The organism is Methylosinus trichosporium OB3b, assembly GCF_002752655.1.
GTDB classification, from domain to species: Bacteria; Pseudomonadota; Alphaproteobacteria; order Rhizobiales; family Beijerinckiaceae; genus Methylosinus; species Methylosinus trichosporium.
The window spans coordinates 2,265,498-2,282,185 of sequence record NZ_CP023737.1; the positions used below are offsets into that span (position 1 = coordinate 2,265,498).

Consider the following 16,688-nt stretch of genomic DNA (forward strand, 5'->3'; position numbering starts at 1 on the left):
AGATCAGGCGCTGTTGCGCCAGCTTCGATATTTCTCGAACAACTCCCGGGCCACCGACAAGCCGCTGGAGATCGCCTCCCGGCTGGCTTTGGGTCGCATGTCCTCCATGACCTCGGCTGCGTCGATGAGCGCCTCGGTCTCGAGGTCCCGCAACCGGCTCTCGTCCAGCGGAATTCCCGCCAATGCGACGACGACGATCAATCTGTAGGCGCTGTACAGGGCGAAGCTGGCCGTCGTTTGCGTGATGTCTTCTTCAATGGGCTCTTTGGCGCTCATGGGCAGCCTCCTTCCGTGGGCGGGACAATAGACCCAAATGCGCCATTTCGCGACTGCGAGACGCCGACTTTCATAATCGGCCGAGCCTCCGACAAGAATCGATGCTCCTTCGACAGGAGCGAACGCCGATTTTGCCCCGCCGAACCGGCAGCGCCACCAACGAGAAAGACCGGAAATGGGGAGCGGCGGAGAGCCGCCCCCGGCCTTACATGACCTGGCGCAGCAGGAAGTAGAGCGACGCCGACAGCGTGATCGCGGCCGGCAGCGTCAGCACCCAGGCCATCAGCAGCTTCTGGATCGTCGCCATCTGCACGCCGGCCCCATTGGCCGCCATGGTTCCGGCGACGCCGGAGGACAGCACATGGGTGGTCGACACCGGCATTCCGTACATGTCGGCGGCGGCGATCGTGCCCATGGCGACGAGCTCGGCCGAAGCGCCCTGACCATAGGTGAGATGCTGCTTGCCGATCTTCTCGCCGACGGTGACGACGATGCGCCTCCAGCCGATCATGGTGCCGAGGCCGAGCGCGATGGCGACGGCGATCTTCACCCACAGCGGAATGAACTTCGTCGCCTGATCGATCTGATCCTTATACTCCTTCAGCACTTTCTTGTCGGCGTCGGAGAGTTCCGCCGCCTTGTCCTTGGCGAGGAAGCGCAGCGCCTCGGAGGCGAGGTAGATGTCGTTGCGGGTGTTGCCGACGGCGGCGAAGGGAATCTTCGAGATCGAGCCATAGGTCTCGATCTGATTCGCGATGTCGCGGATCAGCACGGCGAGCGACGGATAGGTTCCTTCGTTCAACTGATGCTGCGCGACATAATTGGTCACCGCCGGGCGCGGATCGCCGAGCACATTATAACCAGCCGCCTTCGTCTCGACGACCTCGGAGGCCTCGTGCGACGCCTTGGAGAAGGCCGCCATATGACTCGGCGGCAGCGCGCGGTTGAGGGCGTAGGAAGTGGGCACCGTGCCGATCAGGATCAGCATGATGAGGCCCATGCCCTTCTGACCATCGTTGGAGCCATGAGCGAAGGAGACGCCGGTGCAGGTGAGCACCAGCAGACCGCGAATCCACCAGGGCGGCGCCGCCTGACCCTTGGGCTCCTGATACAGCTCCGGCTTGCGCACCGTAAATTTCAGCGCGAGCAGCAGCAGCGCCGCGGAGACGAAGCCGACCACCGGCGACAGCAGCAGCGCATAGCCGATATCGATGGCCTTGCCCCAATCGACGCCGGAGGTTCCATCGCGGCCGCGCATGAGCGCGTTGGCGATGCCGACGCCGATGATCGAGCCGATCAGCGTGTGCGAGGAGGAGGCCGGCAGGCCGAGCCACCAGGTGCCGAGATTCCACATGATCGCCGCGATGAGCAGAGCGAACACCATGGCGAAGCCCGCCTGCGAGCCGACCTGCAGGATCAGCTCCACCGGCAGCAGCGACACGATGCCGAAAGCGACCGCGCCGGTCGAGAACAGCACGCCGAGGAAATTGAAGAAGCCCGACCAGACGACGGCGACCGGCGCCGGCATGGAGTGGGTGTAGATCACGGTCGCCACCGCATTGGCGGTGTCGTGGAAGCCGTTCACGAACTCGAAGCCGAGCGCGATGAAGAGCGCGACGCCGAGCAGCACGAAAGGCAGAAAGGTCGTCACCGGCGCGCCGGATTCGAGAAGGTCCTGATAAATGCTCCAGGCGGTGAAGGCGAGGCCGAGCGCGATCACCGCGAGGAAGACGAGAAGCGCGCGAATATCGAGCGGATGATCCAGCTTCGGCTTGGGATCATGCCCCTCGCGATCTTCGGCGAGATCGACGCTGCTTGCCAGGGAGGTCATGGAGAAACTCCTGAGAACGAAGAACACGCTCACAAACCAGCGACAGGCGACACGCGCGTGACATCGGGGCGAACGTCCCGTTTATGAAAATCATTTCATTTGACGACATGAGCGAAGCGGCGGACCATCGCTTCGCACAAGGTTTGAAAAGAAATCGCCCGCGCGGCGAGAACGAGAACAGGAGGACTCCATGTCCGACGCCTATATCCTCGAGCTCGGAGTGGAGCCGGTCGGATTGGTGACGCGCGAGGACGACGGCTATCGCTTCTATGCGGCCAAGCGATCCTTTCGCGCGCTCGAGGGGCGGGTGTTCGACAGCGCCGAGAACGCGCGCGACGCCGCGGTCGACCTCTTCGGCGAGGACGCGCCGGCCTCGGCGCTCACCTCGCTCGCCGTCGCAGCGCATATGTGACGTCGGGCGACGATGGCGACGCGAGGCGTTTCGCCCGAGAGCTCGACCCCATTATGACAGCAGACGCACGCGAGCGCCTCTCGCTTCCAGCAGCTCGGTCGCTTTCTTGTCGAAGGAGAGAAAGACCTCGCCACCGAGGCGGCGTCCTTCATGGGCGATCACTCCATCGGCGAAATCGCCGCCGGCTTCGAGAACAGCGAGACCCATCTCCACCGCAGGTCGATTCATCGCGACATTCGCCGTGTTCATGAGACGGCGGATGGCTTCGCAGATATCGGAGGACGGGACCCTGTAGCCCCTCGCCAGAACCCAGACGAGTTCGCACAGAGTGGGCGACGTCAGAGCGATGACATCGGCGCCGGCCAGCGCATCTTTGGCGTGCTTGCTTTGTTTCGCGTCATCACCCGTGATCGCGCGGATGAGCACATTGGTGTCCGCCGTCGCCTTCATCTCTTGCCGGCCCAGCCTTGCTCGATGATCTCGTTCATCTCTTCGATGGATAGCGATGGTCCGTTCTCGCGTTTCAGGAAATCGAAGATGTCCGAAATTCTGCCGGTCGGCCGGATCGCTCGCACTTCGATCCGACCATCGGGAAGCTTGTCCACGAGGATCTTCTCGCCAGGCTCTACACCCAAATGCTCGAGCAGCTCCTTGCGCAAAGTGACCTGCCCTTTGCTCGTGACCGTGAGCGTCGTCATAGCGCGCCTCTCTGGTTTTCAAGACAAGCAAGGTAAGGCAGTATTACCTTACCATCAAGGCCAAAAAACCGCGCCCGACGCGACGCCGTCGGCGCGAGCAGGATGCCGAATCGCGGGCGTCGACAAATGGCGCGCTCCGAGAAAATAAACGTTTTGCAGGCTTTAGCAGCGCCGAGGGCGCGCATTGCCCTGCGCGAGAGCTGGCCTAGATGAGCCGAGCGCCTCGGAATTCACGCAGAGTTCGGGGAATCCTCGGATGTAGGAGAGTTGTCGATGAAGCAGAAGCTCTCTCTGGTCGCAGCATTGGCCGCGGCCCTGGCTTTCCCGGTCGGGGCTTATGGCTGGGGCGATGGCTACGGCGGGACCGGCACGGTTCCGGCGCCGGGCAAGAACGTCCCCGGCTCTTCGAAAGCCGGTGGCGGCGCATGGCCCGGATCGGGCAAGACCGAAAAGACCGGCACGCAAGGATCGAACGACCAGGGCGGAAAGTCTGGCGGGAATTGGCCGGGCAAGCAGAGCGGGCAGTCCGGCGGGGGCTGGCCGGGCAAGCAGGCCGGGTCCGGCGGGAAATGGCCCGGAGGCGGCCCGTCATATGGTGGCGGTCGCGGTCCGCGCGGCCCCATCTACGGCAGCGCCGGCCGCTGGGAGCACCGCAGCGGCTACGGCGGTTACAGGCCGGGCCGCGGTCGCTGGGAGCACCGCAGTGGTTACGGCTACCCCTATAACCGCGGACGCGTCTATCCCCGGCGCCACGACGGGCGGTACTGGCGCTGAGCTTCGTGGACAATCGCCATGGGTCGCGTCGCAATGACCTCGACCCATGACCGAGCAGAGCGGCCGGAGCATCGCTTCGGCCGCGCCGAAAAAAGCAGCGTCGTCGCGCTTCTACCCCCCGACGCCGAAGGCCGCCAGCGCCGCCATGTTCACGATCTCGGCGTCGGTGGCGCCGAGCTGGACGATCTGAATCGCCTTGTCGAGCCCGACCACCAGCGGCCCGAGCACCGTGGCGCCGCCCAGCTCCTGCACCATCTTCGTCGAGATCGCCGCCGAATGGAACGCCGGCATCACCAGCACATTAGCCGTGTCGGAGAGGCGCGCGAAAGGATAGGCGGCCATCGCTTGCCGATTGAGCGCGATGTCCGCTCCCATCTCGCCCTCATATTCGAAATCGACGCGGCGCGAATCGAGCACGCGCACGGCTTCATGCACGCGCGCGGTGCGCTCGCCCGGCGGATAGCCGAAGGTCGAGAAGGCGAGAAGAGCGACGCGCGGCTCGAGGCCGATGCGCCGCGCCAGCCCCGCCGCCTCGATAGCAATGTCAGCGAGCTCGCCCGCCTCCGGCATTTCGGTGATCGCCGTGTCGGCGACGACGACGATGCGGCCGCGCGCCAGCACCAGCGACGCGCCGATCAGCCGATGTCCCGGCTTCTGATCGACGACATGGCGCACATCCTCGAGCGCGGTGGAGAAATTGCGCGTGACGCCGGTCACCATCGCGTCGGCGTCGCCCTGCGCCACCATCGCCGCGGCGAAATGATTGCGGTCGTTGTTGATGAGCCTTTGGCAGTCGCGGAACAGGAATCCCTTGCGCTGCAGGCGCTCGAACAGAAATTGCGCATAGACGCCATTGCGCGAGGAAAGCCGCGCGTTATGCACCTCGATCATCTCGCCGAGCTCGAGACCGGCGCTCCGCGCCGTCTGCGCCACCCTCTCCTCGCGGCCGACCAGTATCGCGCGGCCGAGCCCCTGCGCGACGAAGGAGAGCGCGGCGCGAATGACCTGCTCCTCCTCGCCCTCGGCGAAGACGACGCGCTTGGGATCGCGCCGCACGCGATCGTAGATCGTATGCATCAGCGCGGCGACCGGATCGCGCCGCGCCGTCAGCTCGGCGCGATAAGCGTTCATGTCGACGATCGGCCGTTGCGCCACGCCCGAGTCCATCGCCGCGCGCGCCACCGCCGGCGGCACGACCGAGACGAGACGCGGATCGAAAGGCGCGGGGATGAGATAATCGCGGCCGAAACGCGGCCGCGCGCCCTGATAGGCGTTGGCGACCTCGTCCGGCACATCCTCGCGCGCGAGCTCGGCGAGCGCATGGACCGCGGCGATCTTCATCTCCATGTTGATCGTCTTGGCGCGCACGTCGAGCGCGCCGCGGAAGATGTAAGGGAAGCCCAGGACATTATTGATCTGATTCGAATAGTCGGAGCGCCCGGTGGCGACGATGGCGTCGGGCCGCGCGGCGAGCGCGTCCTCCGGCGTGATCTCCGGATCGGGATTGGCCAAGGCGAAGACGATCGGATTCGCCGCCATCGTCGTCATCATGTCCGGCGTCAGCGCGCCTTTCACCGACAGGCCGAAGAAAATGTCGGCGCCCTCCAGCGCCTCGGCGAGCGTGCGCGCGCTCGTGTCGACCGCATGCGCGCTCTTCCATTGATTCATGCCTTCGACGCGGCCGCGATAGACGACGCCCTTGGTGTCGCAGAGCACGACATTCTGCGGCGCGAAGCCCAGCGCCTTGACGAGATCGAGGCAGGCGATGCCCGCGGCGCCGGCGCCGTTGCAGACGAGCTTCGTATCGGCGATGTCGCGGCCGGTGAGATGCAGCGCGTTGATGAGGCCGGCGGCGGAGATGATCGCGGTGCCGTGCTGGTCGTCGTGGAAGACCGGAATGTCCATCAATTCGCGCAGGCGCTCCTCGATGATGAAGCACTCCGGCGCCTTGATGTCCTCGAGGTTTATGCCGCCGAAGGAGGGGCCGAGATAGCGCACCGCGGCGATGAACTGCTCGACATCCTGCGCGTCGATCTCGAGATCGATCGAATCGATATCGGCGAAGCGCTTGAACAAAGTCGCCTTGCCCTCCATCACGGGCTTCGCCGCGAGCGCGCCGAGATTGCCGAGGCCGAGAATCGCCGTGCCATTGGTGATGACGGCGACGAGATTGCCCTTGGCGGTATAGTCATAGGCGAGCGACGGGTTCTCGGCGATCGCCAGCACCGGCGCGGCGACGCCGGGCGAATAGGCGAGCGAGAGATCGCGCTGCGTCGACATCGGCTTGGTCGGGACGACGGCGATCTTTCCAGGCCGGCCGCGCGAATGATAGAGCAGCGCCTCCTTGTCGGTGAAGGTCGGACGGTCCATGCGCGGCTTCTCCGCCATTCTCTCCCCTTTCCGCATCATCTCATCGCCCGCACTCGGCCACAGCTTTGCGACGAGAATATGCCGAAGCTTCCGGCGTCCTCGGCGTGACGCGCCGGCAAATCATGCTATGAGGGCGAATCTCGCGTGAAGAAACCTCGAGAAGGCCATGTCCGATTCCGCCACAGACGCATTCTTCTCCGCTTGGCGCACCTACCGCAAGATCGTGGACGCCAATTACATGTATCACCGCGAGATCGGCGCGCGCATCGAGGAGACGCTGCGCGCCGCCTTCGGCGATAGCGGTTTCTCGGTGCTCGATCTCGGCTGCGGCGACGCCTCGACCTTCGCGCCGCGGCTCGCGCGCCTTGCGCCCTCGCGCTATGTCGGCGTCGATCTCTCCGAGACCGCGCTCGGCCTCGCCGCGGAGAATGCGAAAGCGCTTCCCTGCCCCGCCGAGCTGCGCCGCGAGGATTTGCTGACAGCGCTCGCCGAAGGCGACGAGCGCTTCGACCTCATCCACACGAGCTTCGCGCTGCATCATCTGCCGACCGAGCGTAAGGCCGAGTTCTTCCGCCTCGCCGCCGCCCGGCTCACCCCGCGCGGCCTGCTGCTGCTCACCGATGTGATGCGCGAGGAGGACGAAACGCTGCCCATTTATTTCGGTCGCTACACGTCTTGGTTGCGCAGCGATTGGGGCCTGCTGACCGAGGAGGAGCGCGAGGCGACCTGCGCGCATCTGACCGCCAACGACCTGCCCGAGACCTTTGCGACGCTCGCGTCTCAGGCGCAGGCGGCGGGCCTCGCGGCCGAGCCGGTCGCGGCCTTCACCTGGCACAAATTGGCGAGGTTCAGTCGGCGCGCCTGAAAGAAAGGACAGAGCGCAACTTTAGTGTTATCCAAATGTTCTCGATCTGAGACGGGCCACCCGAGTTCGGGTAAATGTCGGATCATCGGAATGCGCGCCGACCATGAAATTTGCTGGATTTTGGAAGGGCGCTCCCCCGACGAAATTCCTATGGCGCGCCTAGCCGAATATATGCGGCTCCTCGCCATCCTGTTCGGCGAGTTCGAATCCGTTCATTTCGATCGAGTCGAGAAAGCCTGCACGAAGATCGTGGCGAAGCTGCCGCTCGGCGGCGCGTCTCACAAGGTCCAGGCCCGTATCTATGCCGTGCGCGATCGTCGTGCGCCCCCGGACGCGATGCACGCCGCCCGTCGCATCAACGAAATGGTCGGCGAAGACAAAGGCGTCGCCCGAATAAGCTTTGGCGCAACGTCTATTTTGCGATTCCCTGGAAGGGGCGGCGTGACGGAAGCCGCCTTCGGCTTCGTCGATCAGGCGACCGTCACGGGCAAGCTCTATGCTCTTTCCGAAGAGCCTTCCGGCGGAATCAGAGCGCGTATTCGACCGAGAGGCGGAAGCAGCTACGTAGCCTGCACCGCCGATCGTATCCTCGGCGCGACATTGCGGGGCTTTTTCTTGGAGACGGTTCGGGTCCAAGGCCGTGGCGCGTGGCGACGCGCCACGAGCGGCGAGTGGTCTTGCCAATCTCTCCACATTCAAAGCGTCAGTCCGGTCAAGGACGTTTCTTTGCGCGACGCCATCGACGCCTTGAGGAGCATAGAGGTCGACTGGCCGGACGATCCTCTGACGGAGTGGACGCGGCTCGACGAGCGGGACGGCGCCGCTTGATCGCAGCAATAGACAATACATTTCTCACGCTGCTGCTCAATCCGGCGGCGATCGCAAGGCCGAACCCGGCGACCGGCCAGCCGATTCCCTATTGCAGACACAGAATCGAAGCACTGATCGACGACCTCTCACGCACGAACGGAACGCTCCTCATTCCCACGCCCGCCCTCGCGGAGGCGCTGTGCATAAGCGCTTCGGTCGAGGCCTATTTCAGCGCGCTGTTGGAGTTTGCATGCATAGAGCTCGCGCCATTCGACGGTCCGGCCGCGTTCGAATTAGGAAGGATCATTCGCAGCGCAAAGCTGGCGGGCGACAAGCGATCCGGGCAGACGGGCGACTGGCAGCATGTGAAGATGGACAGAGCGATCGTCGCAATAGCCGTCTCTCGGTCGGCTACGATCTTCTATTCCGATGACAGCCGGCAAGTCGCATTCGCGAAGCTGGCGGGGTTGCAGGTGAAATCGACCTGGAACCTGGACCTGCCGCTCGAATTCGCGCAATCGCACCTCAGTGAACGCTCTGAAGCGCCCTGGCCTTCGCAAAAAAAGCCTCCGAAGCAAGGCGACACGAAGTAGTTGCCATCACATGGTCAGCAATCCGGGGACGTAGGCCACTATCCGAAAAAAGAACGGCTCGGCAAAAAAGCCGAGCCGTTTGGATGAAAATCAAGCGGCTGCTCTTCCGACTGAGCTACACCCCCATAAATGGTGGAGGCGGCGGGGCTCGAACCCGCGACCTGCCGATTGACTATCGATGAAGTGCGTCAGAAGCGATGCCGCAAGGTCGAAAGCGCCAGTAAATCAGAAGCAGCGCCCCAGCCGCGCCTGCTGCGCGCCGTCGAGGCGCAGGCCGAGCTTCGACCTTCGCCACAGCACATCCTCGGCCGAGCGCGCCCATTCCTCGGCGCGAAGAAAAGCGAGCTCCGCCTCGGTGAGGCCGCAGCCGTGATCTTCGCCGAGATCGTCCATTGATCGCGCCTGTTCCAGGAAACGCCAGAGCCGCGTCCCATAGGCGCCGGCGAGGCGGCGCGCCAGCGACGGCGGCAGAAACGGCTTGGCGCGCGTCACCTCGGCGAGAAAAGCGTCGAAGCCGCCGGGGCCGAGATCGCCGCCGGGAAGCGTCGCCTGCGCCGTCCAGGCGGGGCCGAGCCGCGGAAAGAAGGGCGCGAGCGTCTCCAGCGCATGTTCGGCGAGCCGACGCGCCGTGGTGATCTTGCCGCCGAACACCGACAGCGCCGGCGCGCCCTCCGCCCGCGCGAGATCGAAGGCGTAGTCGCGCGTGACGACCGACGCTTTCAGCGCGCCATCGTCGAAGAGCGGCCTCAGGCCCGAATAGCTCCAGACGACATCCCCGCGGCCGATCTCGACGCGGAAGAAATGACGGATGCTGTCGAGGAGATAATCCGTCTCCTCGGCGTCGATGGCGACCGGCCCCGGCGCGCCCGAGAAGGGAACGTCGGTGGTGCCGATCAACGTGAAATCCGTTTCGAACGGAATCGCGAAGACGATGCGCTTGTCCGGCCGCTGCAGCAGATAGGCGTGATCGCCGGCATAGAGCCGGCGCGTCACGATATGCGAGCCTTTGACCAACCGCACATGCTTCGTGGAACGCAAATCGAGCCGCTGCGTCAGCGTCTCCTGCACCCAGGGACCCGAGGCGTTGACGAGCGCGCGAGCGCCGACGCTCTCGATCCGGCCGTCGGCGCCGGAGATCGAGGCGCGCCAGACGTCGCCGTCGCGGCGCGCGCCGACGAGCTTGGCGCCGATGCGCAGCTCCGCGCCGCGCTCGCGCGCATCGATCGCCTCCAGCACGACGAGGCGCGTATCATCGACCCGGCAGTCATAATAGGAGAAACCGAGACGATAGGCGCCCGCGAGCGGCGCGCCGAACGCCGAGCCAGCCAGAGTGACGGCTCGCGAGCCGGGAATGCGCTTTCGCCGCGCCAGATGATCATAGAGGTAGAGCCCGAGCCGCACCAGCCAGGCCGGGCGCACCGAGGGCTCGTGCGGCAGGATGAATTGCAGCGGTCGGATGATATGCGGCGCGGCGGCGAGCAGCAGCTCGCGCTCGGCCAGCGCCTCATGGACGAGACGGAACTCATATTGCTCGAGATAGCGCAGCCCGCCATGGATCAGCTTGGTCGAGGCCGAGGAGGTCGCGGCGGCGAGATCCGTCTGCTCGACGAGGAGAACGCGAAGGCCGCGCCCAGCGGCGTCGCGGGCGATGGCGCAGCCATTGACCCCGCCTCCGACGATGAGAAGATCGTAGATCATGGCGGCCTCCGGCTTCGGGCCCCGCGCGGGCGCGCCTCAACATAGGCCGATTCGGCCGGCCCGGCGCCGTCTTGCTTTGACAAGCGGAGCGACGCCCTGCATTACAGGCGAAACCCCGATTTTTCGAGCAGGACCCGCCTTCCGCCCATGAGACCTGAACGCTACGAATTCGCCGCGGCCGAGCCCAAATGGCGTGCGCTCTGGGAGGAGCGGCGAGCCTTCGCCTGCGGCGATCCGCAAAAGCCGAAATATTACGTGCTGGAGATGTTTCCCTATCCGTCGGGACGCATCCATGTCGGTCATGTGCGTAATTATTCGATGGGCGACGTCATCGCCCGCTACAAGCGCGCCAAGGGCTTCGACGTGCTGCATCCGATGGGCTGGGACGCCTTCGGCCTGCCGGCCGAGAACGCGGCCCAGCAGAGCGGCTCGCATCCGGCGAAATGGACCTACGCCAATATCGCCTCGATGCGGACTCAACTGAAATCCATGGGCCTCTCGCTCGACTGGTCGCGCGAGATCGCCACTTGCGACCCGGCCTATTACAAGCATCAACAAAAACTATTCCTCGATTTTCTCGCGCACGGGCTCGTCGACCGCAAGCAGTCCAAGGTCAATTGGGACCCCGTCGACATGACCGTGCTCGCCAATGAGCAGGTGGTCGACGGGCGCGGCTGGCGTTCCGGCGCGCTGGTCGAGCAGCGCGAGCTGACCCAATGGTTCCTGCGCATCGGCAAATATGCCGATGACCTCCTCGGGTCCCTGGATACGCTCGAGCGCTGGCCGGAGAAGGTGCGGCTGATGCAGCGCAATTGGATCGGCCGCTCGGAAGGGCTGCTGGTCCGCTTCGCCCTCGCCAATGATCCCGCGGGCGAGATCGAGGTGTTCACCACGCGGCCGGACACTCTGTTCGGCGCCAAATTCGTCGCGCTCGCGCCGGACCATCCGCTCGCACGCAAGGCCGCCGAGAGCGATCCGGCGCTCGCCGCATTCGCCGAAGAATGCCGCCACATCGGCACCTCGGTCGCGGCGATCGAGACCGCCGAGAAGAAGGGCTACGACACCGGCCTAAAGGTCGTTCATCCCTTCGATCCCGCTTGGACGCTGCCGGTCTATGTCGCCAATTTCATTCTGATGGATTACGGCACGGGCGCGATCTTCGGCTGTCCGGCGCATGACCAGCGCGACCTCGACTTCTCGCGCGCCTATGGCCTCGGCGCGACGCCTGTGGTCTGCCCCGAGGGCGTCGATCCGGCGAGCCTCGTCATCGGCGAGACGGCTTTCGACGGCGAGGGCGTTCTCGTCAATTCGCGCTTCCTCGATGGAATGACCGTCGCGCAGGCGAAGGAGGAGGCGGCCAAGCGTCTCGAGACGGCGCAGCTGCACGGCCGTCCGCAGGGCGAGCGCAAGATCAATTACAAGCTGCGCGACTGGGGCGTCTCACGGCAGCGCTATTGGGGCTGTCCGATACCGATCATCCATTGCCCCGATTGCGGCGTCGTGCCCGTGCCGGACGCGGATCTGCCGGTGAAGCTGCCGGAGGATGTGACCTTCGATCGGCCGGGCAATCCGCTCGACCATCATCCGACATGGAAGCATGTCGCCTGTCCGAAGTGCGGCGCGGCGGCGCGGCGCGAGACCGACACGATGGACACTTTCGTGGACTCGTCCTGGTATTACGCGCGCTTTGCCGATCCGCACAACGAGGCGGCGCCGGCCGATCCTGAGCAGCTCGCGCGCTGGCTGCCGGTCGATCAATATATCGGCGGAATCGAGCATGCGATCCTGCATCTTCTCTATTCGCGCTTCTTCTCGCGCGCCATGCGCGACTCGGGACATGGCGGCGTCGCCGAGCCTTTCGCGGGCCTCTTCACGCAAGGCATGGTGGTGCATGAGACCTATCGCGCCGCCTCGGGCAAATGGATCGCGCCGACCGAGCTGCGCTTCGAGGCCAATGACAAGGGCCGCCGCGCCTTTCTGATCGAGACCGGCGAGGAGGTCGAGATCGGCTCGATCGAGAAGATGTCGAAGTCGAAGCGCAACACGGTCGACCCGGACGACATCATCGCGAGCTATGGCGCCGACACCGCGCGCCTGTTCGTGCTCTCCGATTCGCCTCCCGATCGCGATGTGGTGTGGTCGGAAGAGGGCGTGCAGGGCGCCTCGCGCTTCGTGCATCGCGTCTGGCGCCTCGCCGGCGAGCTCGCCAATGTCGCGGCGCCGCTCGGCGCGCGCGCGCCGGCGGAATTCGGCGCCGCGGCGCTCGACATTCGCAAGGCGACGCATCGCGCCATCGCCGCGGTCGGCGACAATATCGAGCGCCTGCGCTTCAACACGGCGATCGCCCGCATTCGTGAATTCGCCAATGAGCTGACATCGGCGCTCGACAAGATCGAGGCGACGCCGGTCGCCGATGATCTCGCCTTCGCTTTCAGAGAAGCTGCCGAGACGCTCGCCCTGCTCATCGCGCCGATGACGCCGCATGTGGCCGAGGAATGCTGGCGCGATCTCGGCCATGCGACGCTCCTCGTCGAGACGCCCTGGCCGGTCGCCGATCCGGCGCTGGTCGCGCTGGAGACGATCGTGCTGCCGGTGCAGGTCAATGGCAAGAAGCGCGCGGAGCTCGTCGTCGCCCATGACGCTCCCGAATCCGTCATCCGCGAGGAGGCGCTGAGCCAAGAGGCCGTGGTCCGCGCCATGGACGGCAAGCCGCTGAAGAAATTCATCCTCGTGCCCAAGAGGATCGTCAATGTCGTCGTCTGACTCAACGGCCTGCCGGCGCCGCGCAGTTCTCTGCGCCGCGCTCGCGCTCTTTCTCTCCGCCTGCAACGAGATTCGGCCGCTCTACGGGCCGATCGGCGCCGGCGCGCCGCTGGCGGCGGAGCTGCAGGCGGTCGATGTCGCGCCCATTCCAGAGCGCGCCGGCCATTATGTGCGCAATGAGCTGATCTTCGCCTTCAACGGCACGGGCTCTGAGGTCGCGCCGCGCTATCGGCTGTTCGTCGAGCTGAAGGAGCGGGTGCAGACGCCGATTCTCGACACCGTCACCGGCCGCGCCACCTCGGCGACCGTCATCATCGACGCCGACTACAAATTGATCTCGATCGCCGACGAGAAAGTCATTACCGAGGGCGTCGCCTTCGGCGTGGCGTCCTATGACCGCTTCAGCAATCGTCTCGCCAATGTCCGCGCCGCGCGCGACAGCGAGATCAGGGACGCCAAGGTGATCGCCGACCAGATCCGCACGCGCGTCGCGACCGTGCTGGCGAAATAGGACCCGCCCTCTCGCACATTTCGGACAGAGGCGCCAGCGCCCGCAGCCTCCTCTCCCCGCTTGCGGAGAGAGGTGAGGTGAGGGGCTGGGCGGTTATGCTCGAAAGCTTCGGACCGAGGCGGCGACGACGCTGAAAATCAACAGCCCCTCACGCCCTCACGCGCACATAGTCTCCCGGCGCGTCGCACAGCGCCTTCAATCCGCCCTCGCCGGGAATGCGCGCAGCGACCTGCTCCGGCGCCTGCGACGTGATCCAGTCGTGCCAGTCGTCCCACCAGGAGCCCTTGCTCTCCTTGGCCGCCTTCACCCAATCCTCATAGGCGCCCATCGGCGGGCCGCCGGTCCAATATTGATATTTGTGCTTGTCGGGCGGATTGACGACGCCGGCGATATGGCCGGCGCCGGCGAGCACATAGCGCACCTCGCCGCCGAAATATTTGGCGCCCGTGAACACCGAGCGCGCCGGCGCGATGTGGTCTTCCTTCGCCGCCAGCTCATAGATCGGGATCTTCACCTTGCGCAGATTGAGCGTCACGCCGTCGATCACCATGCGGCCTTGCGACAGCGCGTTCTCGATGTAGCAATAGCGCAGATAGAAGAGATGATTGGCGCGCGGGATGCGCGTGCAGTCGGAGTTCCAGGTGAGCAGGTCGAAAGCCGCGGGCTCGACGCCCTTCATGTAATTGTTGACGAAATAGGTCCAGAACAATTCGTTCGGCCGCAGCATGTTGAAGGTCGTCGCCATTTTGACGCCTTCGAGATAGCCGGTGCGAGACATGGCCTCGTCGAGCGCGGCGAGCCGCGCCTCGTCGATGAACACCTGCATGTCGCCGGCGTCGGTGAAATCGACCTGCGTCGCCAGAAAGGTCACGCTGTCGATGCGGTCGTCGCCCTTCTCGGCCAGATAGGCGAGGGTCGCGGCGAGCATGGTGCCGCCGACGCAATAGCCCGCGGCGGCGACATGCGGCGCTCCGGTCGCCTTCTGCACCGCGTCGAGCGCGGCCAGCACGCCCTCCTTCATGTAAGCGTCGAAGCCCTTGTCCGCCTGGCTCTCGTCGGGATTGACCCAGGAGACCACGAAGACGGTGAGGCCCTTGCCGGTCGCCCAGCGCACGAAGCTCTTCTCGCGATTGAGATCGAGCACGTAGAATTTATTGATCCAGGGCGGCACGATCAGCAGCGGGCGCTCATAGACCGTCTCCGTCGACGGCGCATATTGGATGAGCTCCATCACCGGCGTGCGGTAGACGACCTTGCCGGGCGTCGACGCCATGTCGACGCCGAGCTCGAACTTGCTCTCGTCGCTCTGGCGCAGCTTCAACATACCGCGCCCGGCGGAGAGATCCTCGGTCAGCATCTTCATGCCGCGCACGAGATTTTCGCCGCGCGCATCGAGCGTCGCACGCAGCAGCTCGGGATTGGTGGCCACGAAATTGGACGGCGACAAAGCGCTGGCGATGAGGCGCGTGTAGAAGGCCGCCTTGGATTTCGTCTGCGGATCGAGCCCGTCGGTGCGCTCGACCGCCTCGCTCGCCCAATGCGTCGTCAGCGCATAGGATTGGCGCAGGCAATCGAAGAAGGGATTGTCGCGCCATTCGGGCGCGGAAAAGCGCTTGTCGCTGGGGTCCGCCGGCACCACTGGCGGCACATCGGCGCCGGAGAAGCGGCGCAGGGTCTGGCTCCAGATCGCGCTGAGGCCGGTCAGGAGATCGGCCTGCGCCGCCACCGCCTGCTCGGGCTTGGCCATCCAGCGCTCGGCGACGGCGCCGAGCGTCTTGGTCGCGTCGGCGACATTACTCGCCAATTCGCTGCGCGTGTCGCCCGGCTCCATGCCGCCCACCGCGGCGGCGAGCGCCTTACGGCCCTGGTCGACGAGCCGGGCCAGATTTTCGGCGATGATCTCGAAATCATGCGCGGTCGATTCGGCCGCGCCGGCTTGATAGTCGCGCGCCGGCTTGCGTTGCGGCGCAGCCGGAATCTCGGGCGGAGCGGCGGGCGTCAGGACGGGCGCAGGCGCCGGCGGCGCCGGCTCCAGCGCCTGCAATTGTCCCATCAGGCTGCGGCGCTGCGCCTCGGTCAATTCGGCGGCGGCGCCGGCGACCAGAGCGGCCGCGGCCTGTAGCTCGAGCCGGCGCTCCTCCGCCGTCGGGGCGGCGGGCGGCGTGGCGATGGCGATCATGGCCTCGCGCGGCGCTTCCGCCGTCGGCTCTCGGACCGGCGGCTCTTGGACCGGCGGCTCTTGGACCGGCGCCCGCGGCTTTGCCCTAACCTTGCCGGTCTTTTTCTTTTGCGCCGGAGCGGCGGCGGCCACGCGTGCGCCGTTCACGCGCGGCGCTTCCAGCAGCGAAACATCCGCATTCTCAGCCGGCGGCGGCTCCTCGACCACGAGTTTGGTCTCCGCCGCATCTCGCAAATGGGGCGGCCGCCGTTTGGCTCCGGCCGTTGAGCGGCGTCCTGCGGTCATGTCCTCGTCCTGTCGCCGCGGCGGCTTTCGCCCGGCCGCCTCTCGTCATCTTCCTTAGAGCATATCCCGCAGAGGTACGGAAAGCCGCTCCGGGCAGGAAATCCGTTCCTTCAATACTTAAGCGCGGCATAGCCGCGAGTGAAGGTCGGGCGCGACGGAAGGTCGGCCGCGAGCGCCGACGCGCGCCGTCTCGCCGCACTTATCAAAACCGCATTGTCGCTCTATGACGAAACGCGCCGCTGGAGCCCGCCCCTATGAGACGAATTTTCGCGCTTGCGCCGATCGCCCTGCTGCTCGCCGCGCCCACGCGCGCCGAGGACGCGTCGTCCTCTGTCGGCGCGACGATCGGCCGCTTCTTCGAGGGCGTCGGGCTGCGCAACGCGCCGCCGCCGCGCGTCGATTTCGTCGAGCGCTCGCGCCCGGCCGATCTCGACTACACGCCTCTGGGACCAAAAGTGACGCGACCCGACCTCAAAACCGTTCGCGCCGAAGCCGACGCCATGCAGAAGGAGCTCGAGGCCGCCGCCGCCGCCGCGAGGGCCCGCGCCGCGCGCGTCAAGACGCCCGACGCGCCGACGAAATCGCGCGACGGCGCGGCGAGGCGGCCCTAGAGCGCTATCCGA

The 16,688-nt window shown here is 65.7% G+C and carries 15 protein-coding genes; 8 read left to right on the forward strand and 7 right to left on the reverse strand.

Annotated elements, in window-relative coordinates; genetic code table 11:
- Positions 1-3 precede the first annotated feature (3 nt).
- Together CQW49_RS10915 and CQW49_RS10920 are read right to left on the reverse strand one after the other, a co-directional pair.
- Complete coding sequence (locus tag CQW49_RS10915) at positions 4-276, reverse strand: hypothetical protein (protein ID WP_003609886.1); 273 nt, start codon at positions 274-276, stop codon at positions 4-6.
- A 205-nt stretch (positions 277-481) separates the two neighbouring features.
- Entirely contained in the window at positions 482-2,107 is a 1,626-nt protein-coding gene (locus CQW49_RS10920; protein ID WP_003609885.1) for an inorganic phosphate transporter, read from the reverse strand.
- A gap of 190 nt (positions 2,108-2,297) precedes the next feature.
- Here CQW49_RS10920 and CQW49_RS10925 point away from each other — a divergent pair, with 190 nt between their 5' ends.
- Positions 2,298-2,519, forward strand: coding sequence for a hypothetical protein (locus CQW49_RS10925; protein ID WP_003609884.1), 222 nt, complete (start codon positions 2,298-2,300; stop codon positions 2,517-2,519).
- A 51-nt stretch (positions 2,520-2,570) separates the two neighbouring features.
- On the opposite strand, the gene CQW49_RS10930 is transcribed toward CQW49_RS10925, so the two are convergent.
- Complete coding sequence (locus CQW49_RS10930) at positions 2,571-2,969, reverse strand: type II toxin-antitoxin system VapC family toxin (RefSeq protein WP_003609883.1); 399 nt, start codon at positions 2,967-2,969, stop codon at positions 2,571-2,573.
- Entirely contained in the window at positions 2,966-3,217 is a 252-nt protein-coding gene (locus CQW49_RS10935) for an AbrB/MazE/SpoVT family DNA-binding domain-containing protein (protein ID WP_003609882.1), read from the reverse strand. The genes CQW49_RS10930 and CQW49_RS10935 overlap by 4 nt, the downstream gene beginning before the upstream one ends.
- A gap of 273 nt (positions 3,218-3,490) precedes the next feature.
- On the opposite strand from CQW49_RS10935, the gene CQW49_RS24555 reads away from it, so the two are divergent.
- A complete protein-coding gene (locus CQW49_RS24555) occupies positions 3,491-3,991 on the forward strand; it encodes a hypothetical protein (RefSeq protein WP_003609881.1) in 501 nt (166 codons plus the stop codon).
- 111 nt (positions 3,992-4,102) lie between these two features.
- On the opposite strand, the gene CQW49_RS10940 is transcribed toward CQW49_RS24555, so the two are convergent.
- The gene (locus CQW49_RS10940) at positions 4,103-6,379 is read right to left on the reverse strand and encodes an NADP-dependent malic enzyme (protein WP_024749773.1); all 2,277 of its coding nucleotides are present in this window, start codon (positions 6,377-6,379) and stop codon (positions 4,103-4,105) included.
- A gap of 148 nt (positions 6,380-6,527) precedes the next feature.
- On the opposite strand from CQW49_RS10940, the gene CQW49_RS10945 reads away from it, so the two are divergent.
- From CQW49_RS10945 to CQW49_RS10955, 3 genes are all read left to right on the forward strand, one after another.
- On the forward strand, positions 6,528-7,226 hold the full coding sequence (locus CQW49_RS10945; protein ID WP_003609879.1) for a class I SAM-dependent methyltransferase: 699 nt from the start codon (positions 6,528-6,530) through the stop codon (positions 7,224-7,226).
- Between the two features lie 249 nt (positions 7,227-7,475).
- Positions 7,476-8,054: a hypothetical protein gene (locus CQW49_RS10950; RefSeq protein ID WP_155931278.1), complete on the forward strand. Its 579-nt coding sequence runs from the start codon at positions 7,476-7,478 to the stop codon at positions 8,052-8,054.
- Positions 8,051-8,629: a type II toxin-antitoxin system VapC family toxin gene (locus CQW49_RS10955; RefSeq protein ID WP_003609877.1), complete on the forward strand. Its 579-nt coding sequence runs from the start codon at positions 8,051-8,053 to the stop codon at positions 8,627-8,629. The genes CQW49_RS10950 and CQW49_RS10955 overlap by 4 nt, the downstream gene beginning before the upstream one ends.
- A 225-nt stretch (positions 8,630-8,854) precedes the next feature.
- Here the strand turns inward: CQW49_RS10955 and CQW49_RS10960 are convergent, their stop codons facing one another.
- Positions 8,855-10,327, reverse strand: a complete 1,473-nt coding sequence (locus CQW49_RS10960; protein WP_003609874.1) for a glycerol-3-phosphate dehydrogenase — start codon at positions 10,325-10,327, stop codon at positions 8,855-8,857.
- A 147-nt stretch (positions 10,328-10,474) separates the two neighbouring features.
- Between CQW49_RS10960 and leuS the strand changes: the two genes are divergently transcribed.
- Positions 10,475-13,090: a leucine--tRNA ligase gene (gene leuS / locus CQW49_RS10965; protein WP_003609872.1), complete on the forward strand. Its 2,616-nt coding sequence runs from the start codon at positions 10,475-10,477 to the stop codon at positions 13,088-13,090.
- Positions 13,077-13,601 (forward strand): LPS assembly lipoprotein LptE, encoded by a 525-nt coding sequence (locus CQW49_RS10970; protein WP_003609870.1) that lies wholly within the window; start codon positions 13,077-13,079, stop codon positions 13,599-13,601. Before leuS ends, CQW49_RS10970 begins: the two co-directional genes overlap by 14 nt.
- A 148-nt stretch (positions 13,602-13,749) precedes the next feature.
- Here CQW49_RS10970 and CQW49_RS10975 read toward each other — a convergent pair whose 3' ends face one another.
- Positions 13,750-16,065, reverse strand: coding sequence for a PHA/PHB synthase family protein (locus tag CQW49_RS10975; RefSeq protein WP_003609868.1), 2,316 nt, complete (start codon positions 16,063-16,065; stop codon positions 13,750-13,752).
- A gap of 254 nt (positions 16,066-16,319) precedes the next feature.
- Between CQW49_RS10975 and CQW49_RS10980 the strand changes: the two genes are divergently transcribed.
- Positions 16,320-16,676, forward strand: coding sequence for a hypothetical protein (locus CQW49_RS10980; protein WP_003609866.1), 357 nt, complete (start codon positions 16,320-16,322; stop codon positions 16,674-16,676).
- Positions 16,677-16,688: the final 12 nt, after the last annotated feature.

What these genes read in the sequence shown, in the direction of transcription:
- CQW49_RS10915 (WP_003609886.1), bottom strand. Translation starts at nt 276, where the DNA reads ATGAGCGCCAAAGAGCCCATTGAAGAAGACATCACGCAAACGACGGCC.
- CQW49_RS10920 (WP_003609885.1), bottom strand. Translation starts at nt 2,107, where the DNA reads ATGACCTCCCTGGCAAGCAGCGTCGATCTCGCCGAAGATCGCGAGGGG.
- CQW49_RS10925 (WP_003609884.1), top strand. Translation starts at nt 2,298, where the DNA reads ATGTCCGACGCCTATATCCTCGAGCTCGGAGTGGAGCCGGTCGGATTG.
- CQW49_RS10930 (WP_003609883.1), bottom strand. Translation starts at nt 2,969, where the DNA reads ATGAAGGCGACGGCGGACACCAATGTGCTCATCCGCGCGATCACGGGT.
- CQW49_RS10935 (WP_003609882.1), bottom strand. Translation starts at nt 3,217, where the DNA reads ATGACGACGCTCACGGTCACGAGCAAAGGGCAGGTCACTTTGCGCAAG.
- CQW49_RS24555 (WP_003609881.1), top strand. Translation starts at nt 3,491, where the DNA reads ATGAAGCAGAAGCTCTCTCTGGTCGCAGCATTGGCCGCGGCCCTGGCT.
- CQW49_RS10940 (WP_024749773.1), bottom strand. Translation starts at nt 6,379, where the DNA reads ATGGCGGAGAAGCCGCGCATGGACCGTCCGACCTTCACCGACAAGGAG.
- CQW49_RS10945 (WP_003609879.1), top strand. Translation starts at nt 6,528, where the DNA reads ATGTCCGATTCCGCCACAGACGCATTCTTCTCCGCTTGGCGCACCTAC.
- CQW49_RS10960 (WP_003609874.1), bottom strand. Translation starts at nt 10,327, where the DNA reads ATGATCTACGATCTTCTCATCGTCGGAGGCGGGGTCAATGGCTGCGCC.
- leuS (WP_003609872.1), top strand. Translation starts at nt 10,475, where the DNA reads ATGAGACCTGAACGCTACGAATTCGCCGCGGCCGAGCCCAAATGGCGT.
- CQW49_RS10970 (WP_003609870.1), top strand. Translation starts at nt 13,077, where the DNA reads ATGTCGTCGTCTGACTCAACGGCCTGCCGGCGCCGCGCAGTTCTCTGC.
- CQW49_RS10975 (WP_003609868.1), bottom strand. Translation starts at nt 16,065, where the DNA reads ATGACCGCAGGACGCCGCTCAACGGCCGGAGCCAAACGGCGGCCGCCC.
- CQW49_RS10980 (WP_003609866.1), top strand. Translation starts at nt 16,320, where the DNA reads ATGAGACGAATTTTCGCGCTTGCGCCGATCGCCCTGCTGCTCGCCGCG.